This window comes from Lutimaribacter marinistellae (assembly GCF_042648365.1).
Lineage (GTDB): Bacteria > Pseudomonadota > Alphaproteobacteria > Rhodobacterales > Rhodobacteraceae > Lutimaribacter_A > Lutimaribacter_A marinistellae.
This window is the reverse complement of record NZ_JBHRXI010000004.1, coordinates 432,239-458,270: the sequence shown is the minus strand read 5'-3', so window position 1 is coordinate 458,270 and position 26,032 is coordinate 432,239. Positions and strand designations below refer to the sequence as shown.

Here is a 26,032-nt window from a genome sequence, read left to right as displayed (position 1 = left end):
TCATCGCAACAGGTCGCCATCCTGCTCCGGATTGTCTCCACGGGTGGCTCTCTCCACCACTTCGTTCTGGTCGTTCTCCAGCGAGGCTTCGGCAGCCGTGCGTTCCTCGGGCGTTTCCCGCACAACGGTGACGGTTGGCTCATGCGGAATGCTCTGGTCCTGCAACACCGGAACACCCTCGGGAAAGATGATCTCGCGCGCGTCGTCTGGCATCGAGATACCGGCATCCATCAATGCCTTTTTCATCAGACGCAGGACCGAGGACTTGACCTTGAGCATCGAGAAGTCGCGGACGTTGATCCAGTAATAGGCCCGCAAATTCACGGTAGAGGCGCCCAGCGCCTCGACCAGAACCATGGGCGGCGGTTCGTTCAGAACGGCCTCGTGCTGCGACAGCACACGTGCCACGATTTCCTGCGCCTCGGTTACAGCCGCATCATAGCCAATCCCGACCGTGACACTGTCCCGCCCTTCGGGCGCGGCGGTGAAATTGGTGATGACACTCTTGAACACGGTGGCGTTGGGAATCTGGATGTGGTTCCCCTCTGGCGAGATCAGCACGGTCGAGCGCGTGTTCATCGAGTGGACAGATCCCAGCCGCCCGTCCACGTCGATCAGATCGCCCGCGCGAAACGGTTGCCTCAATGACAGAAGGAGCGAAGCAAGGAAGTTCTCGGCAATGTCGCGAAACGCAAAACCGACGATGATACCGATGATCCCGGCACCACCGATGAGCGAGAATGCGATCTGCGTCAGTCCCGCCGCCTGCATCACCACGTAAAGGCCCAGCAGAAAGATCGGCAATGCCAGCGCGCGGGCGACCACGGTGCGCAGGAACTGTGACTCGAGCCCGCCCAGAAACCAACGGCGCAAACCGCGTGCCGCAATGCTCGAGATCCACCAGGCCAGTGGCAGCACGACGATGGTGAGCACGACAAGCGGCAGGGCGGCCAGGCTCCGCTGAATGACCGTCCGGATCGCACCGAACGCCGGGGCAAAGGACCAGTCGGCGCGTGCCTCGACCTGGATCCGGTTGACTACGGCGACTACGTCCTGCGTCTTGGCCGCCAGGTCGCGCGCCCACACGCGGTGGTCCTCGCTATCGGCAAGCCCATCAAGGAAAACGATCCCGTCATCCACACGCACCCGTGGGTCGACGAACCACCCGGTCGCATTCAGGATCTGCGTGATCCGTGCATCGATTTCCTCGTCCCTTGCTTCGGGCGCTACCGCCACATCCCGGACGGGCCCGGTTTCCTCTGCCGGCGAGACACTTTCCTGCGCCCAGGCCGGGGCCATGAAGAAAAAGGAAACCAAAATCGGGAACACGAATTTCATTCCCCGATTAAGACCCGAGATCATGACGCCTTCAAGCATTCGTTTCGGGGTTCATATCCCGGTCAGGTAATGCGGCAGGGAATCGACCTCTGACAATCGAATTCAATTAACCCACGGAAAAACTTGACTGACTCTTGTCAGCCGATAGGCTCCGGGCTGGTAATGATCGTTACGGGTCCAGGGGCAGGAGAGCAGAATGAATTCGCCAGGCGATGCGCTTTGTGCAGCGTTCTGTCTTTCCCGGATGAACGTCGTTTTCGTTTACCCGAATCTGCAACGATGCGGTGATGCGCGTCCGGGCAAGGCAGATCTGGGAAAGCGACGCTCGTAACGATCCAGAGTTCAACTCCGAGGGGAATTTTTCATGACCAAGTATGTCCTGTCCGGCTTCCGCGTGGATAGAAACCTTGCCGACGACGTTGTCGCGGTGGAACCCACGACGTTCACCATCATCACGGCCAGCGCGGACCCACAGACCTTTACCTACACGATCACCGTCCCCCCGAGTGGAGATGAACTGCTGCCCGGCGTGGACCTGAACCGCGCGGCGCCCGATGTGACGATGTTGGCCGGGTTCGACGATATTGACGATATCTCCAGCACCGAACTGGGGCAGATTATCTGGACCGGCGGGGTGACCCAGATCCTTGCCTTTACATACAACCCACCCTCTACCCCTGCGCAGGACTGGATCTTTGCGATTGGTGGAACCCCTCTGCCGAATGTTAGCAGCCCTGCGGAGTTTGCTGCACTCGAGGCGCAGATCACCGGCGGCGGCGCCATCACTTCGGGTCCGCTTGCACCGGGTACGTCTATCAGTCTGAATTCACTGTCCGGCGTTCAGGTTCTGCCGGGCGAACTGGTGATCGGGACCCCGGGGGCCGACACCCTCATCGGTTCCGCCGGGGATGATGTTCTTCAGCCGATCGACAATGACGATTACGACCTGATCCAGCCGGGCGCAGGCAACGACACGGTCGACCTGACCGAGATGAACATGGGCTATGCCGAGATCGATCATCGCGATCTCAACGCTCCAATCGGCGTAAACCTCGACGGCACCAGCGATACAGGCGTGATCGACAAGGGCGCCAATGGCCAGACAACCCTGATGGGGCTTTCGACCGCGATCAATGCGGGTGGCCTCGGCATCGTCGGTACGAACGGCAACGATACGTTCCGCGTCGATACTGGCGATGGCTTCATGAACGTAACCGGCCTTGGCGGCAACGACGTGTTCGATTTTCGCGACATCGACAACAAACCGCGACTTGACTACGCCTTGTGGAGCCTGACCGGCAGCTCGGGGATCACCGCCAATCTGGTGACGGGAACGATTGCCGACCCTTTCGGTGGCACTGACAGCATCCTTGGATCCGTCCGTGAATTGCGCGGCAGCGATCTGTCCGACAGCATCCTCGGTTCGGACGCGAATGAGCGGTTCATCCTGCGGCGTGGCAATGACACGCTGGATGCGGGTGGTGGCATCGACGTGCTGCGATACGACCGGTCCAGGGTCGAAGCGGTCGAGGTCGATCTCGAGGCCGGGACAGCCAGCGGTGTCTGGCGCGGTTCGGCATTCACGCATCAGGTCTCCAACGTCGAGAATCTGCGCGGCTCGCAAGGAGATAACGACCTGCTGCGCGGAAGCTCCATCGCGAACGAAATCCTCGGTGGCGGCGGCAATGACACGATCGAAGGTCGCGCGGGCGACGACACCCTCGTCGGTGAGGCTGGCGACGACCGGATCGACGGCGGCGAAGGAATCGACCAGGCAGCATATTGGGGGATGCAACGTGCGGACGCGTTGATCTCTCAAAATGCCGACGGAACGATCCGGGTCGAGAGCTCGCAAGGCACCGACCAGCTCGTCAATATCGAGCAGATCAGCTTTGACGACCAGATGGTTCAGGTCAGCGACCTGTTTCCGCCAAGTGGCCCGATCATCGGCACGGTCGGTGATGACGACCTCGTCGGTACGGTCGGTGACGACTTCATCGATCCGCTCGACAACACAGGCGGTGACCTCATCACTCCCAGCACCGGAAACGATACCGTTACCTTCGAAAACGCTGCAAACGGGTATTTCGAGCTCAAGCACGATGATCTGGCCAGCGGCATCACCGTCAACATCGATGGCCGGGCCGCCACCGGCAATATCGACAAGGGTGCCGGTGGAACGACAACGCTCCTGTTCGTTGATCGCGCGATGAATGCCGATGGGCTGGCCGTGGTCGGATCCGATTTCGACGACGTGTTTAACTTGAAACCTTCGGATGACGGGTTTGTCCAGGTGATTGGACTCGGCGGCAACGACACGTTCAACATCGACCCCGATGCGCCGACCAACCGTCTCGATTATTCTTGGGCCGGCATGTCCGGCATCACTGCGGACCTGTCTGCCGGGACCGTGTCCGAAGATGGCTTTGGCGGGACGGACACGATCAACGGATCCGTGCGCGAGCTTCGGGCGACAGACCTGAATGACAGCATCCTCGGCTCGGACGCGAATGAGCGGTTCATTCTGCGTCGTGGCAACGACACGCTCGATGCCGGCGGCGGTGTCGACGCGGTGCGCTATGACCGTACAGGGGTCGAGTCGGTGCAGGTCGATCTTTCCGCGGGCACCGCAACCGGCGTCTGGCGCGGCGACACCTTCTCGCATCTGTTGTCCAACGTCGAGAACATAAATGGCTCGCGCGAGGATGACGACCTGCTGCGCGGGGATGGCCGCAACAACTTCATCAATGGTGTGGGTGGCAATGATACGCTCGAAGGTCTCGGCGGCGAGGATGTCCTGATCGGAGGCGCCGGCAATGACTCCATGAATGGCGGCGCCGGCCTCGACCGGGCCGAGTTCTGGGGCGTCATGCAGGCCGACGCCACGGTGACGCAGAACGCCGATGGTTCGGTTCAGGTCGTCTCGGCGCTGGGAACGGATACCTTGGTCGATATCGAGGAACTGGGCTTTGACGATGCGAGTGTCCGAGTCGCAGACCTCTTCCCGCAACCCGGCGTTCAGGTCGGGGGGAATGGTGATGAACGTCTCGACGGCTCGGATGACGCCGAGCAGGTCATCGCGGGCGGCGGCAATGACGAGGTCAATGGCGGCGGCGGCGACGACTCCATCGATGGCGGCACGGGCAACGACACGCTGCGTGGTGGCGACGGCGAGGATGTGATCAACGGCGGCGATGGCAACGACACCGTCAACGCCGGCGATGGCAATGACGAGGTATTGGGCGGTGACTCCCCTGACGATCTGCGCGACGTGATCTATGGCGGTGACGGCGACGACCTGCTCAATGGCGGCTATGGCAATGACCAGATCTTTGGTCAGGGTGGCAACGACACCATCGCCGGCGGGTTTGGCGCGGACGAGTTGCAAGGCCAGGAGGACGACGATGTCGTCACCGGCGGCGCGCTGTCCGACCTTGTCTTCGGCGGCGGCGGCAACGACTTCGTCAATGGCGGGTTCGGGTATGACCGGATCAATGGCGGCGATGGCGCTGACCGGTTCTTCCACCTCGGTGTGTTCGATCACGGATCCGACTGGGTTCAGGATTACGACGCCGCCGAAGGTGACGTTCTGGTGTTCGGTCAGGCCGCGACAGCCGATCAGTTCCAGATCAACCTTGCCCACACCGCCACACCGGATGGTGAACGCTCTGGCGAGGACGACGTTCAGGAAGCTTTCGTGATCTATCGTCCCACCGGCCAGATCATGTGGGCGCTCGTCGACGGCGAAGGGCAATCCAGCATCAATGTGCAGGCCGGCGGAGAACTGTTCGATCTGCTCGCCTGATCGTTCAACAGTTGGGATTGAGGCCGTGGCGGTGCGAACCGCCGCGGCCTTTTTCATTCTGCCCTCTCCGTTGGCAACGCGACTAAACTAACACCTTCTAATGTAGATGTTAGTTTGCTACCGTAATGACAAGGGAGCCAACAGGAGAGTAACAATGAACATCAACAGACTGACGCCAGTCGCAGCCGCGCTGCTGGCGGCGGCCACGCCGCTGGCGGCGCAGGACATGATCCGCATCGCCTCGCCGAACAAGGTCACGACACTCGACCCGATCGCATCCGCCGCGGCCGGCAATATCGAGGCGTTTGGTCAGCTATACACCCGCCTGCTGCGCAAGGATGGCGAAGGCAAGCTGCAACCGGGCCTCGCCGAAAGCTGGGAAGTGTCCGAGGATGGGCTGACCTACACGTTCGAGTTGCGCGATGCGAAATTCTCGGACGGCAGCGATATCACGGCCGAGGACGTTGCATTCAGCCTCAACCGCGTCGCCAAGGACGAAGGAAGCGCCTATCCGGCCGCATATGCGCCAGTCAAGGAATTCAAGGCACTGGACGAGGATACCGTCGAACTGACGCTCGAATATCCCAGCGCGCCGATGTTGTCCTACATGGAGATTTTCAATGCCGGTATCGTCAGCAAGGACGATGTCGAGGAACGTGGAGAGGACGCCTTTGCCGCCGATCCCGTCACCTCGGGTCCCTTCATGGTCGAGGCGTGGAAACCCAATGACCGGCTGACTCTCAAGGCCAACCCGAACTACTGGCGCGAAGGTTATCCCAAGCTGGCTGGCGCCGACCTGATCGAAGTCAGCGACGACAATGCCCGAACAACGATGATCATGGCTGGCGAAATCGATGTCAGTCGCGGCGTCCCGTGGGCCCAGATCGAAGAGATCAACGCCGCCGATGGTGCCGGCGTCGCGCTTGAGCCGTCGACAGTGATCTATGGCGTCATGCCCAACCACGCCAAGCCGCCTTTCGACAACCTCAACATCCGCAAGGCTGCCGCGATGGCCCTGAACCGCGAGGCGATCACCAAGGCCGTCACGCTGGGCAACGCGACCGTGGCCAACTCCACGCTTCCCGGCGCCCTGAACTTCCATGCCGGTGACGTGTCGCCCCCGGCCTATGACCCGGCAGGTGCCCGAGCCCTGCTGGAACAGGAGGATGCTGTCGGCACTGCCGTCACCCTGATGATCACACCCTCGGCAGAACAGCTCGCCACGCTTCTCAAGGCGCAGTGGGATGCGGTGGGGTTCAACACGACGGTCGAGCGCGTCGATGCGGGTCTGTGGTGGGGCAACCTCACCGAGGGCAAGTACGATGTCACGGCAAGCTGGTGGTACAACGAGACCGAGGATCCGGACCTCGCCGTGCGCTGGGCGGTTTGCGGTAATTGCGGCAACAACTCCTACTACACCAACTACAACAACGACCGCGTGAACGAACTGGTCGAGTCCGCCCTGCGCGAGACTGATCCCGCCAAGCGCGAGGCCATGTATCACGAGATCCAGAAGCTCTCGACCGAAGAGCTGGCGCAGATCCCGCTGTACTATACGCCTTTTGCCAACGCCTATGCCGACCGGGTCAAGGGCCTGACGCTAAGCCCCGCGCTGCAATGGTCGTTGGAAGAGGCCGAATTTACGAACTGAGGCCAACGCCACTCACGCGGGCCGGCAGGGGATGGCCGGCCCGATTTCCTTCAGTGCAGAACCAACCATCGGGCAGGACCTGTTGACCACGCTTCGCTTCATATTCTGGCGCCTTGTTCAGGCGGTTCCTGTCCTGCTTGGCGTCAGTATCATCACCTTCGTGCTGATGACGGCCACGCCGGGCGACCCGATCCGACTGTTGGTGGGCGACCGCGCGACGCCCGAGACGATCGCGGCCATTCGCGACCGCTATGGCCTGGATGAACCGGTTCTGATGCAATACTTCACCTACCTCAAGAACCTCGTTGCCGGGGATCTTGGGGCGTCGCTGCGCTATCGTGTCCCGGTCTCGCAACTGATCGCGCAGCATTACCCGGTGACGCTGTTCCTTGTCATCTACACCATCGTGCTGACATTGCCGCCGGTAATCGCCCTCTCGGTCCTGTCGGCCCGCAGGCAGAACGGGTTGGCCGACCAGGTCATTCGCCTACTTGGTGTGTTGGGTCTGGCCGTCCCGGTCTTCTGGCTGGCGCTGCTGTTTGCCCGGTTCTTCGGCGTGACGCTCGGCTGGTTCCCGGTCAGTGGTTTCGGCGAGACGTTCACCGACCATCTCCGCCATCTTTTCCTGCCCGCGCTATCCACGATGATCTGGGTGGTCCCGATCCTCGTGCGCACACTGCGCTCGGCGCTGCTGGACGAGATGAACCGCGATTACGTGCTGACCGGCATGTCCAAGGGACTGGGTGAGGGCCGCGTCTTTCGTACGCATGTCTTTCCCAACTCCGTCTTGCCGACGCTCAACCTTTTCGCAGTCATCGTCGCATACCTGCTGGGGGGGTCGGTCATCGTCGAAACGGTCTATGCCGTGCCCGGAATGGGCAAGCTGATGGTCGATTCCATCCTTGCCCGCGATTACTTCGTGGTGCAGGGCGCGACACTTGTCTTTGCGCTGACGACGATCCTCGTCATGCTGGCGGTCGACCTGATATCGGCCCTGATCGACCCAAGGGTGACGCCATGAGGCTGTCCCCCATGTTCGTCATCGGCGCCTGCCTTGTTCTCCTCTGGTGCCTGATTGCCGCCGCCGCCCCGCTTCTGGCGACCCATGACCCCTATACCATCGATTTCGAGGCGATCCTGCAAGCGCCCAACCCCGATCACTGGTTCGGCACTGACAATGTCGGCCGCGACATCTACAGCCGGGTTGTCTATGGTGCGCGGCTGGCGCTTTACATCGGTCTGCTGGGTGTCATCGCGCCCATGGTGATCGGGATGGCAATCGGGCTGCTCGCCGGTTATTTCGGCGGTTGGGTCGATGCGGTGGCGATGCGCCTGCTCGACATAACCGTGCCCTTTCCGTTCTTCGTCCTCGTCCTTGCGATCGTGGCCGTGCTCGGCCCGGGGATCGAAAACTACTTCATCGCGCTCGCGCTGGTCGGCTGGGTCGGATACGCAAGGCTGGCACGGGCCGAGGCGATCGTGCTGCGCCAGGCCGAGTTCGTGCTGGCCGAACGAACGATGGGCTTTTCGCACGCCCACATCCTGCTGCGTCATGTCCTGCCCAACGCGCTGTCGCCTATCGTCGTCTATGTCATGACGGATGTGACGCTGGTGATCCTCTTCGGCGCGGCGCTGGGCTTTCTTGGTATGGGTGTTTCGCCACCTGCCGCGGAATGGGGCGTGATGATCGCCGAGGGGCAGACCTATATCTCCTCCGCCTGGTGGATCAGCTTCTTTCCCGGGCTTGCCATGGTGCTGATCGGCGTCGGATTTGCACTGATCGGCGACGGGTTGGCCCGCATGTTGAGGATCGAGCGATGAGTCCCCTGTTATCCGTCCGCGACCTGACCGTTCGCTTCGGGCCGGTCACGGCGGTCGATGGCGTGTCCTTCGACCTCGAACGCGGCGCGGCGCTGGGCATTGTCGGCGAAAGCGGCTCGGGCAAGTCGGTGACCTGCCGCGCGTTGATGCGTCTTCTGCCCAGAACCGCCCGGATCGATGGGCAGGCCAGTTTCGAGGGGCAGAACCTCCTCGCCATGCCGGAACCTGCGCTCGACACCATTCGGGGCAAGCGGATCGCGATGATTTTTCAGACCCCGGCCAGCCATCTCGACCCGCTCATGCGGATCGGCGACCAGGTGGCCGAGACCCTGCGCAAGCACACGGATATGCGCGGCGGTGCCATCCGGGACGAGGTTCTGCGCCTGCTCGACGTCGTCCGCATCCCCGACCCCGAACGCTGGGCCCGGGCCTATCCGCACCAACTGTCGGGCGGGATGAAACAGCGCGCGATGATTGCCGGGGCGCTGGCCTGTCAGCCCGACCTGCTGCTCGCGGACGAGCCGACGACCGCGCTCGACGCAACGGTGCAGAAATCGGTGCTGGACCTGCTCGGGCAGTTACGTCGCGAACGGAACCTCAGCATGATCTTCGTCAGCCATGACCTCGGCGCGGTGGCACAGGTCTGCGATGACATCCTGGTCATGCGCCGGTCGAAACCTGTCGAATCCGGCCCCGTCCGTCGCGTGGTGCAGTCGCCCCGGCACGACTACACCCGCCAGCTGATCGCCTCGCACCCCGACCGGATGCCCTTCGTTCCGCTTACGACCGCTTCGCGTACCGAACCGCTGATAGAGGCGCGCGGCGTGCGCATCCGCTACGGCGGCGCCACCCTGAACGACCTACTTGCCCGGCGCGAGGGCGGTTTCGTCGCCGTCCGCAGTGCTGATTTCGCCGTTCAGCCGGGTCAGACACTCGGCATCGTCGGGGAAAGCGGTTCGGGCAAATCCACGCTTGCCCGTGCCCTGGTGGGCCTTGTTCGTCCTGACCGGGGCGAGGTGATGTTCGATGGCCGTCCCGCCGAACCCGCCGGGCGCAACCGCATCGCCTATCTGCGCGACGTGCAGATGATCTACCAGCACCCGTACGAGGCGCTCAGCCCGCGCATGACCGTGCACGCCGCCATTGCCGAGCCGCTGCGTCGTCATGGGCTTGTTCCGCGCGACAAGCTCGGCGAACGCGTCGCAGCCCTGATGGAGCAGGTCGACCTTTCACCCGATCTCGCAGGGCGTTTTCCCGGACAGCTTTCCGGCGGACAGTGCCAGCGCGTCGCAATCGCCCGCGCGCTTGCCTTCGACCCGCGTGTTCTGATCGCCGACGAAATCACCTCGGCGCTTGACGTGACGCTTCAGGCGCAGGTCATCGCACTTCTTCTGCGGCTGCAAAAGGAACGCGGCCTGACAATGATCTTCATCAGCCACGACCTGTCGGTGATCCGTCGCCTGTGCAACAGCGTCGTGGTCATGCGCAGGGGTGAAATCGTCGAAGCCGGCCCAACCGCGCAGGTTTTCGATGCGCCCCGGCAGGATTACACCCGCGCCCTGATCGACGCGATTCCACATCTGGATGGAGGTGCCGCATGACCGATGCCAAACCAACCGGCCCCGTTCGGGCGCGCATGGCCGCCGCGCCCAACCTCTCGCGCGGTGAAAGCGCCGTGGCGCTCTGGGTCGAACGGCATTTCGACACCCTGCCCTTCGCCACTGCCGCCGATCTGGCCGACGGCGCCGGCGTCAGCGAAATGACCGTCGGACGTTTCGTCAAGCGATTGGGCTACGAGAATTTCAAGGCGTTCAAATCCGAGATCAGCAAGGAGTTCCGGCAATCCGACCCCGTTTCCCAGGTCCAGCGCGAACGCCGTATCGCCGTGGCCGACGTGACCGATGCCGAGTTGCAAGAACAACTGCGCCGCGAACTCGACGCCATTGTCGAGGTCTACCAGCTTGCCACGACCGAAACATGGCGCGCGGCAGTCGATGTCGTGGCCGCTGCCCGCACAGTGAACGTGACCGGCTTCCAGGGGGTCAAGGGGATGGCGATGGATTTCGCCACCCGCCTCAAATACGCCCGTCCCGGTGCGCGATTTACCGACGGGCGCAGTGGCAACTGGTCCGAAATCTTCATCGAGGAACCAGAGACCTCATGCGTCATCATGGTCGATGTTGTGCCCTATGCCCACGACTCCGTGAAGATCGCCGATCTCTGCCGCCAGCGCGGCATCCCGCTGATCGTGGTCACCGACCGTTACAGCGCCTGGCCGCGCCGCTACACGCCGCATGTCCTGTCCGTCACCACGGCGACCAACGCCTTTCTTGACAGTACCTCGGGACTGTCCGCGTTGCTGGGCCTGTTCCTGAATGCACTGACGGCGCGGCTGGGGCGCGAGGTGACAGACCGCCTTCAGGCGATGGGAGAGCTGACACGCCATTTCGACCCGTTCACCTACGACCCCGACAGCCGCGATCGCCCGCTGCCGAACATCGACGAGACCCAGACATGACACGCAAACCCCGCGCCCGCGATATCGGGCTGACCTTCGGCGGCACGCCCGGACCGTTCAACGCCATAACCGACGTGGATAACGTCACCGTCGGCTTCGAGACGGTGATCGAGGATGCGGTCGCCGGCAAACACAAGGGCCTGTGCACCGGCGTCACCGCCATCATCCCTCGGGGCGTCTCGGGCGACATCGCCCCCGTCTGGGCCGGCATACACTCGTTCAACGGCAATGGAGAGCTGACAGGCGGTCACCATATCGCCGATCTGGGCTGGTTCCTGGGTCCGGTCATGCTGACGAACTCACACGGCGTCGGCATGGTCTCGCACGCCACGGTCGGCTGGATGATCGATCGGTATCCAGAGGTGTTCGAACAAGACCACATGTGGTGTCTGCCTGTCGTGGGCGAAACCTATGACGGCGTGCTGAACGACATCAACGCCCGCGCCGTGACCGAGGCGCATGCCCGCGCCGCGCTGGATGGCGCCCGCGACGGTCCGGTGGCCGAGGGCAACGTGGGTGGCGGTGCCGGCATGATCGCCTACGAGTTCAAGGGAGGAACCGGCACAGGCTCGCGACGGGTCACTGTCGGGGGGCAAGGCTATGACCTTGGCGTTCTGGTGCAGGCCAATCACGGATCGCGTGACGGGCTGACGATCTCGGGCACGCCGGTCGGGCAATACATGCGCGAGGATCTCGTGCATCCGCGCGAAACCGGCTCGATCATCGTCGTCATCGCCACCGACGCCCCGCTTCTTCCGCACCAGCTGAACCGGCTCGCCCGGCGCGGCAGCATCGGCATCGGCCGCAATGGCACTTCGGGCGGTCACTATTCAGGCGACATCTTTCTGGCGTTCTCCACCGCGAACCCGACGGCCTATCCGTGGCACGCGCCCGATGTGATGACCCTTCAGGCGCTCAGCGATGCCCATCTCGATGCCTTCTACACCGCCGCCGTGCAGGCGATCGAAGAGGCCGTCATCAACGCCATGATCGCGGCCGAGGATCGCATGACAGTCAAGCCCGCTGGACAAAGAGTGCGCGCCATCGACCATGCGCAGCTTCTCGACATTCTGGATGAAAAGGGCAGGGGCCGATGATGCACGTTGTTGATTGTTTCGGCCCGCCCGCAGCGCGCGGCCACGCCCATGGCGAAACCCTCCGCGCCGAGATCGCCGAAGCGCTCGCCCAGTGGGAAGCGGCCACCATGTCCGCCCTCGGCCGCACCGATTTCGATGCTTATTGCGAGGGGTTTCTGGCAGCCACCTCCTGCCTCGATCACGCCGAAAAGACCGTTCCCGATCTCCATACCGAATTGCAGGGCATCGCGGACGGGGCGGGCCAGCCCTTTGCCCGCGTCGCGGCCTATAACCTGATGGATGAGCAATGGTGGTACGACACGGCGGAAACCGTCCCACCCGGATGCAGCCTTGTGGCCATTCCGACGGAGCGGGGCCATGTCCTTGCGCAGAACATGGACTTGCCTGCGCATATGCACGGGTCACAGGTTGCCTTGCGGCTTGGCGGACCGGATATGCCCGAAATCGTCGCGCTCAGTTCGGCGGGCCTGATCGGTCTGCTGGGTCTCAACGATGCGGGGCTGGCAGTCGGGGTCAACACCCTCCTCATGCTGCATCACGATGCGGGCGGCCTCCCCGTTGCCTTTGCCCTGCGTCACGCCCTCGCCGCTCGCAGCCGCGATGATGCTGCCAACCGCCTCGCCTCGGCCCGACACGCCAGCGGCCAGCATTACGCGCTGGTTTCGCGCGATGGGATCACCTCGCTGGAATGCTCGGCAGGCGGCTGCGCCCGGTACGAAAGTGGCGAAACGCTACTGCACACGAACCACCCGCTTGCCAGCCGCGATACCGATGCCAACGCACAGGCCCGGCTCGAATCCGCAGGGTTCAATGCCAGTTCGCACCGGCGTCTCGACTGGCTGCAGGCGCATGCGACCGGTCTGACCGGGGCAAGGCAAGTCCAGTCGCTTTTCGACGATACGGACGCCCCGCTCTGCATGCGCGGCCAGGTCAATGGCGGGTCATCGACCTTTGCCTCCGTGGTGATGGAGTTGGGCGAAACACCGGCAATCCGCATGCGCAAGGGCATTGCAGGCACCGCCGAGTGGCAGGAGATCGCCTTTGCAGCAACTCAGATCTAGGGGCAAACCCCCACCGGTCAGCGCCCCTCGCCAGCCTCGCAGCTGTGCCGCAGGTTCGAGGTGAACTGCCGCGCAACGTCGGCTGCACTCAGCCCGCCGCCTTCGCGAAACCAAAACGGGGCAAAGTTCAGCGCCCCCAGAAGTTGAAGCCGCAGAACGTTCTTGCTGACACCGGGCGCCAGGTCGAGCCGGTCGAACAACCCGCGAAAGATGTCTTCGTACCGGCTGCGATGCGCCTTGATCTGTTCGTTCAGCGCGCCGCGTTCCTCGGGAAAGTTGGGCGAGATGATGTTGACGAGGTTGCGGCTTTCGATCAGCCCCTCGAAATGGGCGACCGAGGCGTTTTCCAGTTGCTCCCACGGCGTGTGTCCGGCGGCGATGGCCGTTTCCACACGCTCGAACATGCCGTCCACCACGCGCTGGTGGATTTCCAGCAGCATCTCTTCCTTGGACTTGAAGTGGTAGTAAAGCGACCCGGGCAGCATGTTCACCGCCGACGCGATATCGCGCATCGAGGTGCCTTCGAATCCCTTCTGCGCAATCAGATCCGCCGCCTTGCGCAGCAACTCCTCGCGCCGGTTCTCGCGTTTCGTACCCGCCTGATCGTCAGGCGATGCCGCTTTCGGCTTTGCCATTGCCCCGCGCCCCCGTTTTGCTGTCGGCGCTAGCGGCCGTGAAAGAAATTTATCAAATGTTTGTTTGATGATCCAGAGCGGATGTGTTGAACTCGGCCCGAATGGTAAAGCGGAGTAACACATTTGGCCCAGGGTAACGTCGATCTGCAATTCGAGGGGCGGATCGCCCGGATAGAGTTCTCCAACCCCGATGACGGCCTGATGGATGAAACGATGGAGGCCGAGTTCCTTCGGACCATCGAATTCGTGCGCACCGCGGGTCCGGCCGTCTGCATCCTGTCCGGTGCGACGCCCGGCTATTTCATCCGCCACTATGACCTCAAGGTCCTGGAGCGCCGTGCCGAGAAAATGGCGCAAAAGGATTTCTCGTTCAGCGCCGACCGACCGGTGCCCGAGGGGGCGATCCACACCGCCATGCGCCTGATGGAGGAGTCGGGAACCGTCTTCATCGCCGCCCTCAACGGCACGGCCATGGGCGGGGGCTTCGAAATCGCGCTGGCCTGTGATTTTCGTCTGGTCGAGAAGGGGCCGTACCAATTCGGCTTGCCCGAGATCAACCTCGGTCTGCTGCCGGGTGCGGGCGGCACGCAACGCCTGCCGCGCCTTGTCGGTCTTGCCCGGGCGCTGGAAATCACGCTTCTGGGCGGAACGCTCGACGGCGAAGCGATGGTTGCCACCGGGTTGGCCACGGGGCCGGTGCAGGACAACGCGGTCGAGGCGGCAACAAGGATGGCGAACCGCATTGCGGCCCAACCCGACCCGGCACCCGCCCATATCAAGCAGCTCGTGCGCCGTGCCGCCGGCCCCTCGGCCGAGGATGCAGGCTTTGGCGCCGAGCGCGCGCTTTTCTGTGATCTGATGCTGGGCGCGCGCAGCCGCGAGCTTGTGCGCGAGGGGGCGGCAGGCCGGCGCAGCATCACCGACCTGCCCGACAGTTAGGCGGCAGGGCCTTCCAACAGGATCACCGAACAGGCCGCTTCGTCGAAACCGATGACACCGCCGCCATTCTCGGCCAGTGCGATCCTTGCGCGGTCAGCCTGCCTTGCACCTGCCTCGCCGCGCAGTTGCAGCGCCAGTTCATGGATCATCGACAGACCCGTTGCTCCGACCGGATGACCTTTGGACACCAGGCCGCCGGACAGGTTCACGGGCAACCGACCGTCCAGCCGGGTATTCCCGTCACCGACAAAGGCACCGCCCTTGCCGTCTTCGGCAAAGCCCAGCATCTCCAGCTGGAAGATCTCGCAGAACGAGGTCGCGTCATGCACCTCGACAAGATCGACATCGGTAGGCGACAGCCCGGATTTGGCATAGGCTTTCTGCGCCGCCACACGGCTCAGCCCCGGCTCGTCCGCCGCGCGATACTTGCCCCCGGTCAGGACCGAGCCGCGCACCTTGATCGCCCGCTCGCGCACCGCGCGGTCCATGCCGGCCAGCCGGTCGCCAGAGACGAGAATCGCAGCCGCGGCGCCATCGCCGATCGGTGCGCACATGGCGCGGGTCAGCGGCCACGAGATATCGCGATCCGCCAGCGCCTCTTCGACCGACACCTCGAACCGGTATTGCGCCTTCGGGTTCATCGACCCGTGCCAATGGTTCTTGGACGCCGCGATGGCGATCTGCTCCTGCGTGGTGCCGTAATGCTTCATGTGCCACGCGGCCTGCATCGCGTAGGTGTTCATGAACACCGTGCCACCGCCGCCATTGGCCTCGAACGGCTTGCCCGCCTCGCGCCCCTTTTCGGCGTAGTAGTCGTGCCATTCGCCTGGGTCCAACTGGTCGATCCCGCCTTCAAAGATCTCCAGCGTTCGTTCCGCATCGCCGGGGACAAAGGTCTTTTCGACACCGATCGCCAGCGACATCTCCATGTCGCCCGAGGCGACATCCTTCCACGCACCGTGAAAGGCCATCGACGCCGTGGCGCATCCGCCTTCGACATTGATCATCGGAACGCGTTCGGGAAACAGCCCCTCGCGCACCAGCGGGGTGAAACAGACCTGCCCGCGAATGTTGCGCTGGCCAAAGGTGCCCATCCCGCAATTGCCGAACCAGGCCTGTTCGATCCCGTCACCCGTTTCCAACCCCGCGTCCTGCAGGACCTCGAGATACGCTTCGCGGGTCAGGTCCTTGAACCCGTCACCGGGGCGTTTGCCGAACGGGGTACAGGATGTTCCGATCACATAGACGTCGCGCATGTCATTCTCCGATAAACAGGATCTTGCCATCGCGGCCAGCCGCCGCCGCGTGGCGCATGGCCTCGGCATATTGCTCCAGGGGATAGCGGCCCGCCACGTCGACGCTCAGCCGCCCCTGCGCCAGCTGTTCGGCCAGAAAACCGTTCAGCCGACCGATCTTTGACCTGTCAGCCTTGCCGAACCATTCGGACAGCCAGAAACCGGTGACGGTTATGTCGCGAAACACCAGATCGCGCGCGTCGATCACGCTTGGCTCTCCCGAAAGCAGGCCATAGACGACGACCACACCACCGGGCGCAAGGCTTTCCGCCAGCGCGCCGGTCGCTTGCCCCCCGACCGCGTCCAGCGCCAGCCGTGGTCGCTCGCCGCCCGTCGCGGCAAGGATGCTGGCGGCCAGATCACCTCCCGCATCCACGACGACCGCATCCGCACCCTCGGCGCGCAAGTCCTGCTCAAGCCCGTCGCGGCGCACGATGTTGACGGTTTTCAGGCCGCGATCACGGGCAAACCGCGCCACCAGCCGCCCCACGGCCGAGTTCGCCGCGTTCTGCACGACCCAGTCGCCCGGTTGCAGATCGACGTAATCGCGCAGCATCAGGTCGGCGGTGGCCGGGTTGGCGCGCATCATCGCGGCCTGCTCAGGGTCGGCCCCCTCGGGCGCGGGCGCGGCCATCCGCGCGTCCAGCACGACGGTATCGCTCCAGAACCCCCGACCCAGCGGCAGGATCGCGTCGCCCGGTTTCACCCGATCGACACCTTCGCCCACCGCGTCCACGATCCCGTACCCACCAAAGCCCGGCGTATCGGGCAGCGGCTCGGGCTCGGCCCCGTACCGCCCCTCTACCGTCAGCAAATCGGCGGGGTTGATGGTCATTACCTTCATCCGCAGCCGCACCTCTCCGGGGCCGGGTTCCGGGTCGGGCAGGTTCTGCAATTGCAAGACCTCGGCCGGGTCGCCGTGGCGGTCGTAAACGAGTTTCTTCACGGCTTGCTCCGTTTCTTGAGGGCGCGCAGATCGACGATGCCGGGCGCGTCGCGCGGGTCGTCCAGCCCGGGAAAGATCAGCCCCTTGCGCACCTTCTGCGTCCCGGTCCGGGGCAGGTCGTCGACAAAGGCCACCCAACCCGGCAACTTGTAATAGGCCACAAGGGCGCGGCCATGCTCGAACACCGCGCGTGCGGTGGTCTCGTCCGGTGCGGCACCTTCGGCCGGCACGATGCAGGCCATCACCTCTTCGTCACGCATTTCGTCGGTCACGCTGATCACCGCGACCGCACCGACCGAGGGATGACCGATCAGGGCGTTTTCCACCTCGGCGGCCGAGATGTTCTCGCCGGACCGCCGGATGATGTTCTTGCGCCGCTCGACGAAATGCACCATCCCGTCAGGTTCCTGCCGGACAACGTCGCCGGTATGAAACCAGCCGCCCTGCCAGACCTCGGCGGTTGCCTCGGGGTTCTTGAGGTATTCGCGGAAAAACCCGCGACGCGGATCGTCGCCCGGCGCGCGTACGACAAGCTCGCCCTCGGTGCCATACGGCACCTCCCGGCCAGCCTCGTCCCAGACCTGCGCCTCGAGGTCGTCATAGGGTTTGCCAAAGGCGCGCGTATCGATGCGGCGCGGCTCGTGGCAATCCGCAAGGAAACGCCCCGTTTCCGTCATGCCCCAGACCTCGACCATGGCAACGCCAAAGCGGTCTTCGAACGCGGCATGCAGATCGGGGTCCAGCCCCGCCCCAAGACCAAACCGCAACCCATGCGCCCGGTCCTGCGCGCTGGGCGGGCGTTTCATCAGGATGGGGGGGATGATGCCCAGGTAGTGCATCGCCGTCGCGCGGGTCGCCGCAATGTCCTGCCACCAGCTGTCGGGATGGAACCGGTCGGGCAGGATCAGGCAGTTGCCGGTCAGGATCAGCGCGGTCAGCGTATTGATCCCAGCGTTCACGTGAAACACCGGCAGCGGCACGAACAGGCGGTCGCCACCGTGCAACAGGGCCAGCCGTCCGCCGTGGCGGGCATATCCCAACCCCACGGCAAAGTGGTATTCGTGGTCGATGACGCAGCCCTTGGGCCGCCCCGTCGTGCCCGAAGTATAGATCAGCGCCGCCTCGGTCGTCCGGCCCGGAACCTCGTCACGCGCACCGCTGACACGCGGCAGGCCCCGCAAGGCGGCTTCCTCCAGCACGGGCACGCCCAGCGCACTGCCCACGCGGTTCAGCTGGTCGATGTTGCCCGCGTGACCCAGCGCCAGGTCGGCCTCGGAATGCTCCAGCAGGTATTCCAGCTCGTGGTCGAGGTAATCCGGATTCACCGGCACCTGCGTCGCCCCCACGGCATAAAGCGCAAGCTGGTTGAACAGGTGCTCCGGCCGGTTGTCCAGCATCAGCGCCACACGATGCCCCGGCCCGTATCCCGCCGCCCGGTAGAGCGCCGCGCGCGTCTCGACCTCTTCCAGCGCCTGCCCATAGGTGAACTCGGCCCCGTCGGGGCAATAGGCGCGTCCGGCCCGCGCGAGGATGCACAAGAACGCATTGTCGGGATGCACCGTCGCCGCCTGTGCAAACGCCTCGTACAGCGTGGCGGACCGCGCTGCCAACGCTTCGGCCGCGCGCGCCGCCGGTGCGCCGTCGATCAGCGCGGGCAGGCCGGGGGCAAGCGTCGCCGCGCCCGTCATGCCACCCGCTCGATCAGCATGGCCAGGCCCTGTCCCGCGCCCAGGCACATCGACAGGATCGCGCGCTTGCCGCCCGTCTCCTTCAGGTGTTCGACCGCCGTCATGGTCATCCGCACACCGGTCAGGCCCGGCGGATGCCCGATCGAGATCCCGCCGCCGTACAGGTTGTGAATGTCGCGCGGAATGCCAAGATGCCGCTCGGCATGCAGGTTCACCACGGCAAACGCCTCGTTGATCTCGAAATAGTCGATATCCGAAACGCTCAACCCGGTCTTCTCCAGCAATCCTTTGATCGCCGGAACAGGCCCGTGCCCCATGATACGCGCTGGAACGCCGACGCAGTGCCAGTCCACCAGCCGGGCCTCGGGGGCGCAGCCTTCGGCCTCCATCGCGGCGCGGTCGCCAACGATCACGAAACCCGAACCGTCGGTCACGCCCGAGGAGTTGCCCGCGGTAACCTTTCCGCCTGCGCGAAAGGCCGGTTTCAGCCGCGAAAGCTTCTCCATCGTTGCGTCCGCGCGCGGGCTTTCATCCGTGTCGAAGACCCGCGTGCCCTTGCCCTCGGACACCTCGATCGGGGTGATCTGCCGCGCCAGGAATCCGCTTTCGATCGCGGCGATGGCACGGGCCTGGCTCATCGCGCCCCATTCGTCCATCGGCTCGCGTTCGTACTGGTATTCCTCGGCGAGGTTCTCAGCCGTCTCGCCCATGTATTCCTGGCTGAACGGGCAGCGATAGGCCCAGTCGAGCATGTCTTCCATCTCGATCGGACCGCGCGGCGTACCCCAGCGCGCGCCCGCCATGGCATGCGGTGCGCGCGAATAGCATTCCGCGCCCCCGGCAAGCGCCAGCCGCGAATGTCCGCTGTCGACCTGCTGTCCGGCCGAGATGATGGATTGCAGCCCCGAGGCACAGGCTCGCACGACATGCAGCGCCCCTGCATCCTCGGGAATGCCCGATTTCACACCCACGACCCGCGCCGCGAACAGCGTGTCGCGATCGGTCGGCACGGTCGTGGTGAACACCATGTGGTCGATCTTTTCCGGCGCGATACCGGATTTTGCGACACAGGCCCGCGCCGCGTGGCCCGCCATGTCCGTCAGCTCCACCCCTTTGAGCGAGCCGCCGTAATTTCCCATCGCCGTGCGCGTTCCCGCGGCAATCACGATCTCCTGCGCCATTCGCGCGTCCTCCCTTGGTATCCTGTTATCCCCGCAGCCGAACCGGCAGCCGCCGTGTCCCGCGCGGCACCATCGCGTCCAGCCATTCCGGCGGCTCGTCATCCAGCGCCAGGTCGGGAAAGCGTTTCATCAGTTCCATCACCGCGATCCGGCCTTCTTCGCGGGCCAGCCGCGCGCCAAGGCAGACATGGATGCCCTGGCCAAAGGTCAGGTGCCGGTTGGGGTTGCGCGAGATGTCGAACCTGTCCGGCTCGTCAAAGGCGCGCGGATCGCGGTTGGCCGAGTTCACCATGACGAACACCCGCTCTCCCTCGCGCATCTTGCGCCCTTCCAGCTCGTGATCCTGCGCTACGACGCGGACCAGCGCATTGGTGGGCCCGTCAAAGCGCAGCACTTCCTCGATCGCACCGTCGATCAGCGCAGGCTCGGCGCGCAGCGCGGCCAGCTGCTCGGGATGGCGCAGCAGCAACAGTGTCGCATTGCCGATCAGGTTCGTCGTCGTCTCATGCCCGGCAAACAGGATCAGGATGCAGGTCGCGACCAGCTCGTCTTCGGTCAGCTGGTCGCCCTCGTCGCGGGCATTGATCAGGTCCATCAGGAAACCGGGACGCGGGTTGGCGCTGCGCTCGGAGATGATGTCCCGGAAATACGACGACATCTTCTGGCAGCCGCGCGCCGCTCGGGCGTATTTGTCATCGGAATTGCGCGCGCCACCGATGAACACGGCCATGTCGTCCGACCAGCTCTTGAACTCGTCCAGCATGTCGCGCGGCACTTCGAGCATGTCCATGATGACATAGGCCGGCACCAGCAGGGCATATTCGCGGATCAGGTCGATCCGGTTCGCGTCCTTCGCCTCCAGCCGGTCCAGCAGGTGCGAGACGATCTCCTCGATCCCCGGCCGCATCGCGTCGACCGCCTTGGGCGTAAAGGCATGGCGCAGGATGCGGCGCACCCGCGTGTGATCGGGCGGATCGCGAAAGGCCAGCCACAGGTCCAGGTACTTGACGATGTCCGACAACAGCGCCGCGTCCTGCGGGGGCAGCGCGCTGTAGAACTGCATCAGGCGCCGCACCGACAGGTGATCGGACAGCAGCAGGTCGCGCACATCGGCGTAGCGGCTGATGATCCACGATTTCAGCGAGGGGCTCCAATGCACCGGGTCTTCTTCGCGCAGCCGCGCATAAATGGGAAAGGGGTTGGCCATGGTGGCCGGATCGCTTGGGTCATAGACGATCGGCTCGGCGGTCATAGCGGAAGTCATGGCACCTCGTGTCCTGATGATCTCTCTGCGCGGTTGCAACCAAACAGATGTTTGTTTAGTTTTATCGCAGTTGTATCTTTGGCACAAGTGGCGGCATCGACAAAGCCGTGCATGCCGGCCCGGACAGGCACCAGAGAACGCACCGCAGGGAGGAAAACATGACCGATACCGTTGACGATCCGCAGGTCTACCTGCCCGATCTCTTTGCCACCCACGCCCGGTTCCACCCCGGAAAAGAGGCAGTGATCTGCGGCCCGGTGCGCCGGACATGGGGCGATTTCGACGCCAATATCAGCCGAATCGCGCACGGCCTGATCGCCGGCGGCCTGCAAAAGGGCGACAAGGTCGCGCTGCTGATGGGCAACTCGGTCGAGATGCTCGAATCCCTCTTCGGCATCGTTCGCGCAGGCGGTGTGGCCGTGCCGCTTTCGGGCATGTTGACCGCCGACCAGCTCAAGGGTCTGCTGAGCGATTGCGACGCCACGCGCGCCTTTGTCTCGGCCGAATTCCAGGACAAGGTCGATGCGAACCGCGGCGCCATCGCCAACGTCTCCCCCTCCGGCTGGATCGCGCATGGCTTTGACGGCGATGGCTGGACCACGCTGCCCGATCTGATCAGCGGCCAGCCCGCGACCGTTCCCAACGTGCGTTACCAGCTGACGGACGAGTTCAACATCATCTACTCCTCGGGCACCACCGGCCTGCCCAAGGGCATCGTGCAGACCCACCGCGCGCGTCTGCACTGGGCCTTCTCCAACGCAGTCGAAATGGGCTTTACCTCCACCAGCCGCGCGCTGACCACCACGGCACTCTACTCGAACGGCACCTGGCTGATGATGCTGCCGGTCCTCTTCGCCGGCGGCACCCTCGTTGCGATGGAGGCGTTCGACGTGGCCGAATTCCTGCGCCTCGTCCCGCAAGAGGGGATCACCCACACCTTCATGGTGCCCGCGCAATACGGCATGGTGCTCGATCATCCCGACCTGGCCGGGGCCGACCTGTCCTCGTTGCGCACCCTGCTGTCGGCGGGTTCGTCGTTGCGCCGGGACATGAAGGCGCGCATCATCGAGCAGATCTCGCCCGGCCTCTACGAGCTTTACGGCTATTCCGAGGGGTTCGCCTCGATGCTGAAACCGCACCAGCACGCCGACAAGTTCGCAACCGTCGGCACGCCCGTTCTTGGGTTCGAAGTGCGCATCCTCGACGATGACGGCAACGAATGCCCGCCCGGCACCCCGGGCGAGATCGCGGGCTACGGTGCGGGGATCATGAAATGCTACCACAAACGCCCCGACGCCACGGCCGAGCTGATCTGGCGCGACGAGCGCGGCCGCACCTTCCTGCGGTCGGGCGACATCGGCATGATCGACGAGGACGGGTTCCTCTGCATCGTCGACCGGAAAAAGGACATGATCATCTCGGGCGGTTTCAACGTCTTCCCCACCGATGTCGAGGCGGTCGTCGCCCAGCACGCGGACGTGTTCGACGTGACGGTGATCGGCGTACCGCATGACAAGTGGGGCGAAAGCTGCCTTGCCCTCGTCATACCGCGCGACGCCACCGCCATCGATTGCGACGCGCTGCGCGACTGGGCCAATGAACGCCTTGCCAAGACGCAGCGCCTCGTCGCGGTGGAGCTGCGCGAGGAATTTCCCCGCAACGCGCTTGGCAAGGTGATGAAACGCCTGCTGCGCGATCCTTATTGGGCCGAACAGGACGCCGCGCAATGAGCGCGCCGCTCTCGGTCGCCATCGTCGGGGCAGGGGCCATTGGCGGGGTACTTGCCGCCCATCTCGGGGCGTCAGGGGCAGAGCTGCGCGTGCTGGCCCGTGGCGACACGCTCGCGGCATGGCGGGATCGGGGCATCACCGTCACCACAGATGATGGATCCCTGCACGCCACGCCCGACCGGATCAGCGACGATCCGCAGGCGCTGGGCACGGCCGATCTGATCCTGGTTACGGTAAAGGGGCAGGACACGGATGCCGTGATCCCCGCGATTCGCGCGATGATGGGGCCTGACAGCCGCGTGCTCGGCTTTCAGAACGGTCTCGACGGGCTCGAACGCCTGACAGGCGCCTTCGGTGCCGACCGCGTCCTCGCCGGTGTGACCTATGTTCCCGCCTCGGTCACCGCGCCGGGGCAGGTGCGGCTGACCGGCCCGGTCCGGCGGTTCGTCTACGGGCCGCGGACCGCCGGGGCCGCCTCGCCCCATATCGACGCCCTCGCCGCGCTGGGCACCAAGGGTGGGCTCGTGATGGAGGTTGCGGCAGATCCCATGCCCGCCATCTGGGCCAAGTTCACGATGCTGACCGCCTTTCACATGGTCAGCGCGCTGACCCGCCTGCCGCTTGGCGGGTGGATCGGTTGCCTCGAAACCTCGGCCCTATACGAGGCCGCGATGGAAGAGGTCGCCGCCACCGGCCGCGCTCATGGCGTCGCTTTGCCCAATGACCTGGTTGCAAAGAACATGGAGTTCAGCCGCCATACCGCTGACCCACGCACCCGCGCCTCGATGCTCGACGATCTCGAACGCGGCCGTCCGCTGGAACTCGGCAGCACCGTCGGCTGGCTGATCCACGCCGCGCGGCAGGCCGATGTGTCCGTGCCGATCCACGAAACCTGCTACGCCCTGTTGAAGCCCCACTTGCGCGGGGCCTCTTGAATCAGCGCGCGTAATCGGCGCCCATCCGGTCCAATCTCCGTTTGAGCGCCGCGAATTCCCGCGTACCCAGCTCCGCACCCAGCCCCGACATGGCCTGTTTATGCGTCAGGTCCTGCACTTCTTTGGGTGGCGTGTGCAGCGCACCGCCCGCCTGCGCGGCGATCTGGATGCGGCAGGCTTGCTCAAGGTAGAACATCATGATGAACGCCTCCGCGATCGACCGGCCACAGGCCAGCAGCCCGTGATTGCGCAGAATCAGCAATTGCTTGTCCTGCCCCAGATCGGCCAGCAGGCGCTTTTGTTCTTCGAGGTTCAGCGCCAAGCCCTCGAATTCGTGGTACCCGATCAGGTCCTTGTACAGCAGCCCGGTCTGGCTGATTGGTAACAGCCCGCCTTCCTGCGCGGATACGCCGACACCGGCGGTCGTATGCGTGTGGATGATGCAGGTCAGGTCATGCCGCTCGCGATGCACGCAGGAATGGATGACGAATCCCGCCGGGTTGATCGGGTCCGCACCTTCCGACACGATATTGCCGTCCAGATCGACCTTGACCAGGTTCGATGCCGTCACCTCCTCGTAGAGCAGGCCGAACGGGTTGAGCAGGAAATGCTCCTCCGGCCCGGGAACGCGCGCCGAGATGTGGTTATAGATCAGGTCATCCATCCCGAAATGCACGATCAGGCGATAGGCGGCGGCAAGGTCTACACGGGTCCGCCATTCCTCTGCGGTCATGCCTGCGGGCGGGGTGGATTCGGCGCTGTCGAGCGGTGCCATGGTGATCTCCTCGCGTTGTTCGGCCATACGAAAAGGGCCCGGCGCCAAACCGGGTTCTCTGCCGTCCGGAAACGGGTTTTTCCGGCCGAAACGTTTTTTGGTGTTGCGAGAATACAGGTTTGCCGTCAATTTGAACAGGTGTTTGTTTGGCTGATCCGACCCAGGGTCCGACGCCGAGACGAACGGCGACCCGCCGGGTCGCGCACCAGGGAGGAAAACATGACACTCAATCGCAGAACATTCTTTCGCAACACCGCCGTCGCCGGGCTTGGCGCAACTGCGGCAACCCTCGCGGCCCCGGCCATCGCGCAGGGAAAACGCCAGCTGACCATGGTCATGGCATGGCCGCACAACTTTCCGGGCCTCGCCTCCATCGCCTATAACTGGGGCAAGGCCGTCGAAGAGCTGAGCGACGGCAACATCACCGTCAAGGTCAACGCCGCAGGCGAACTCGTCGGCGCGTTCGAGGTGTTCGACGCCGTCGGCCAGGGTACTGCCGACGCCTATCACGCCTCGCCCATGTTCCTTGCGGGCAAGTGGCAGGCCGCAACCTTCTTCGGTCTCGTACCCTTTGGCCTCAACGCCATGGAGCACTGCGCCTGGATGTATCACGGCGGCGGGCAAGAGCTTCAGGACAAGGCCTATCGCGACCTGCTGAACCTCAAGGCCTTCACCTGCGGGCACACCGGCACCCAGATGGCCGGCTGGTTCAACGAGGAAATCAACAGCCTCGACGACTTCCAGGGCATCAAGATGCGCTCTTCGGGCATCGCGGGCGAGGTCATGCGCCGCGTCGGCGCCAGCGCCGTGATGATCCCCCCGCAAGAGATCTTCACCTCGCTGCAATCGGGCGCCATCGACGCGACCGAACTGTGCTGCGCCTGGCTGGACAGCGCCAACGGCTTCCACCAATACGCCAAGTACTACTACACCCCCGGCTGGCAGGAGGTGAACAGCGCCGGCGAGATCGGCCTCAATGCCGACCTCTGGGACGAGTTCAGCGACCACGAAAAGAAGATCATGGAACACGCGGCCAAGTCGGCCAACTCGATCAATATCGGCGAATGGCCCTACTACAACGCGAAGGCGATGGAGACCCTGCGCACCGAACACGGTGTCGAGGTGCGCGGCTATCCCGACGATGTCGTTCTGGCGCTCGCCAAGACCGCGCAGGAGGTCGTTGCCGAACTGGCCGAGTCCGACGATTACGCGGCCGAGATCTATGCAAGCTGGAAGGCCTATCGCGACGAGGCCATGCAGTATTCGGCCCTCGTCGACTACCCGCTCTACAAGGCCCGCAAGATGGCGTTCGAAGCCGGAGCCTGACCCTGTACCCCGGCGCGCACCCCGCGC

20 protein-coding genes are annotated in these 26,032 nt (G+C 64.2%); 12 read left to right on the top strand and 8 right to left on the bottom strand.

All coding sequences use genetic code 11. From position 1 onward, the window contains the following. Positions 1-1,329: a mechanosensitive ion channel domain-containing protein gene (locus ACFORG_RS06700; RefSeq protein ID WP_386734613.1), complete on the bottom strand. Its 1,329-nt coding sequence runs from the start codon at positions 1,327-1,329 to the stop codon at positions 1-3. 373 nt (positions 1,330-1,702) lie between these two features. On the opposite strand from ACFORG_RS06700, the gene ACFORG_RS06695 reads away from it, so the two are divergent. The 8 genes from ACFORG_RS06695 (at position 1,703) to ACFORG_RS06660 (ending at position 13,291) form a co-directional block, all read left to right on the top strand. Then, entirely contained in the window at positions 1,703-5,143 is a 3,441-nt protein-coding gene (locus ACFORG_RS06695) for a calcium-binding protein (protein ID WP_386734612.1), read from the top strand. A 154-nt stretch (positions 5,144-5,297) separates the two neighbouring features. Further along, complete coding sequence (locus ACFORG_RS06690; RefSeq protein WP_386734611.1) at positions 5,298-6,794, top strand: ABC transporter substrate-binding protein; 1,497 nt, start codon at positions 5,298-5,300, stop codon at positions 6,792-6,794. 31 nt (positions 6,795-6,825) lie between these two features. Next, a complete protein-coding gene (locus tag ACFORG_RS06685; protein ID WP_386734610.1) occupies positions 6,826-7,815 on the top strand; it encodes an ABC transporter permease in 990 nt (329 codons plus the stop codon). Next, the gene (locus ACFORG_RS06680; RefSeq protein ID WP_386734609.1) at positions 7,812-8,615 is read left to right on the top strand and encodes an ABC transporter permease; all 804 of its coding nucleotides are present in this window, start codon (positions 7,812-7,814) and stop codon (positions 8,613-8,615) included. The genes ACFORG_RS06685 and ACFORG_RS06680 overlap by 4 nt, the downstream gene beginning before the upstream one ends. Further along, positions 8,612-10,216, top strand: a complete 1,605-nt coding sequence (locus ACFORG_RS06675; RefSeq protein WP_386734608.1) for a dipeptide ABC transporter ATP-binding protein — start codon at positions 8,612-8,614, stop codon at positions 10,214-10,216. Before ACFORG_RS06680 ends, ACFORG_RS06675 begins: the two co-directional genes overlap by 4 nt. Beyond that, on the top strand, positions 10,213-11,133 hold the full coding sequence (locus ACFORG_RS06670; protein ID WP_386734607.1) for a MurR/RpiR family transcriptional regulator: 921 nt from the start codon (positions 10,213-10,215) through the stop codon (positions 11,131-11,133). Before ACFORG_RS06675 ends, ACFORG_RS06670 begins: the two co-directional genes overlap by 4 nt. Further along, positions 11,130-12,230 (top strand): DmpA family aminopeptidase, encoded by a 1,101-nt coding sequence (locus tag ACFORG_RS06665; RefSeq protein WP_386734606.1) that lies wholly within the window; start codon positions 11,130-11,132, stop codon positions 12,228-12,230. The genes ACFORG_RS06670 and ACFORG_RS06665 overlap by 4 nt, the downstream gene beginning before the upstream one ends. Beyond that, positions 12,230-13,291 carry a C45 family autoproteolytic acyltransferase/hydolase gene (locus ACFORG_RS06660; RefSeq protein ID WP_386734605.1) on the top strand — a complete coding sequence of 354 codons (1,062 nt, stop codon included), beginning with the start codon at positions 12,230-12,232 and terminating at the stop codon, positions 13,289-13,291. The genes ACFORG_RS06665 and ACFORG_RS06660 overlap by 1 nt, the downstream gene beginning before the upstream one ends. Positions 13,292-13,308: 17 nt before the next feature. Here ACFORG_RS06660 and ACFORG_RS06655 read toward each other — a convergent pair whose 3' ends face one another. After that, on the bottom strand, positions 13,309-13,926 hold the full coding sequence (locus ACFORG_RS06655) for a TetR/AcrR family transcriptional regulator (RefSeq protein WP_386734604.1): 618 nt from the start codon (positions 13,924-13,926) through the stop codon (positions 13,309-13,311). A gap of 123 nt (positions 13,927-14,049) precedes the next feature. Here ACFORG_RS06655 and ACFORG_RS06650 point away from each other — a divergent pair, with 123 nt between their 5' ends. Then, positions 14,050-14,865 carry an enoyl-CoA hydratase/isomerase family protein gene (locus tag ACFORG_RS06650; protein ID WP_386734603.1) on the top strand — a complete coding sequence of 272 codons (816 nt, stop codon included), beginning with the start codon at positions 14,050-14,052 and terminating at the stop codon, positions 14,863-14,865. On the opposite strand, the gene ACFORG_RS06645 is transcribed toward ACFORG_RS06650, so the two are convergent. The 5 genes from ACFORG_RS06645 to ACFORG_RS06625 are packed head-to-tail and all read right to left on the bottom strand — an operon-like array spanning position 14,862 to position 21,239. Beyond that, positions 14,862-16,121: a thiolase family protein gene (locus tag ACFORG_RS06645; protein WP_386734602.1), complete on the bottom strand. Its 1,260-nt coding sequence runs from the start codon at positions 16,119-16,121 to the stop codon at positions 14,862-14,864. The genes ACFORG_RS06650 and ACFORG_RS06645 overlap by 4 nt on opposite strands. A 1-nt stretch (position 16,122) precedes the next feature. After that, positions 16,123-17,106, bottom strand: coding sequence for a zinc-dependent alcohol dehydrogenase family protein (locus ACFORG_RS06640; protein WP_386734601.1), 984 nt, complete (start codon positions 17,104-17,106; stop codon positions 16,123-16,125). Then, positions 17,103-18,794, bottom strand: coding sequence for an AMP-binding protein (locus tag ACFORG_RS06635; protein ID WP_386734600.1), 1,692 nt, complete (start codon positions 18,792-18,794; stop codon positions 17,103-17,105). Before ACFORG_RS06635 ends, ACFORG_RS06640 begins: the two co-directional genes overlap by 4 nt. Continuing rightward, positions 18,791-19,975, bottom strand: coding sequence for a thiolase family protein (locus tag ACFORG_RS06630; RefSeq protein WP_386734599.1), 1,185 nt, complete (start codon positions 19,973-19,975; stop codon positions 18,791-18,793). Before ACFORG_RS06630 ends, ACFORG_RS06635 begins: the two co-directional genes overlap by 4 nt. A gap of 25 nt (positions 19,976-20,000) precedes the next feature. Then, positions 20,001-21,239, bottom strand: coding sequence for a cytochrome P450 (locus ACFORG_RS06625; protein ID WP_386734598.1), 1,239 nt, complete (start codon positions 21,237-21,239; stop codon positions 20,001-20,003). 158 nt (positions 21,240-21,397) lie between these two features. On the opposite strand from ACFORG_RS06625, the gene ACFORG_RS06620 reads away from it, so the two are divergent. After that, positions 21,398-22,969, top strand: a complete 1,572-nt coding sequence (locus ACFORG_RS06620) for a class I adenylate-forming enzyme family protein (protein WP_386734597.1) — start codon at positions 21,398-21,400, stop codon at positions 22,967-22,969. Next, positions 22,966-23,904, top strand: a complete 939-nt coding sequence (locus ACFORG_RS06615; protein WP_386734596.1) for a ketopantoate reductase family protein — start codon at positions 22,966-22,968, stop codon at positions 23,902-23,904. The genes ACFORG_RS06620 and ACFORG_RS06615 overlap by 4 nt, the downstream gene beginning before the upstream one ends. Before the next feature lies 1 nt (position 23,905). Here ACFORG_RS06615 and ACFORG_RS06610 read toward each other — a convergent pair whose 3' ends face one another. After that, positions 23,906-24,679, bottom strand: a complete 774-nt coding sequence (locus ACFORG_RS06610) for a class II aldolase/adducin family protein (protein ID WP_386734595.1) — start codon at positions 24,677-24,679, stop codon at positions 23,906-23,908. A gap of 219 nt (positions 24,680-24,898) precedes the next feature. On the opposite strand from ACFORG_RS06610, the gene ACFORG_RS06605 reads away from it, so the two are divergent. After that, positions 24,899-26,005: a TRAP transporter substrate-binding protein gene (locus ACFORG_RS06605; protein WP_386734594.1), complete on the top strand. Its 1,107-nt coding sequence runs from the start codon at positions 24,899-24,901 to the stop codon at positions 26,003-26,005. Positions 26,006-26,032 lie beyond the last annotated feature (27 nt).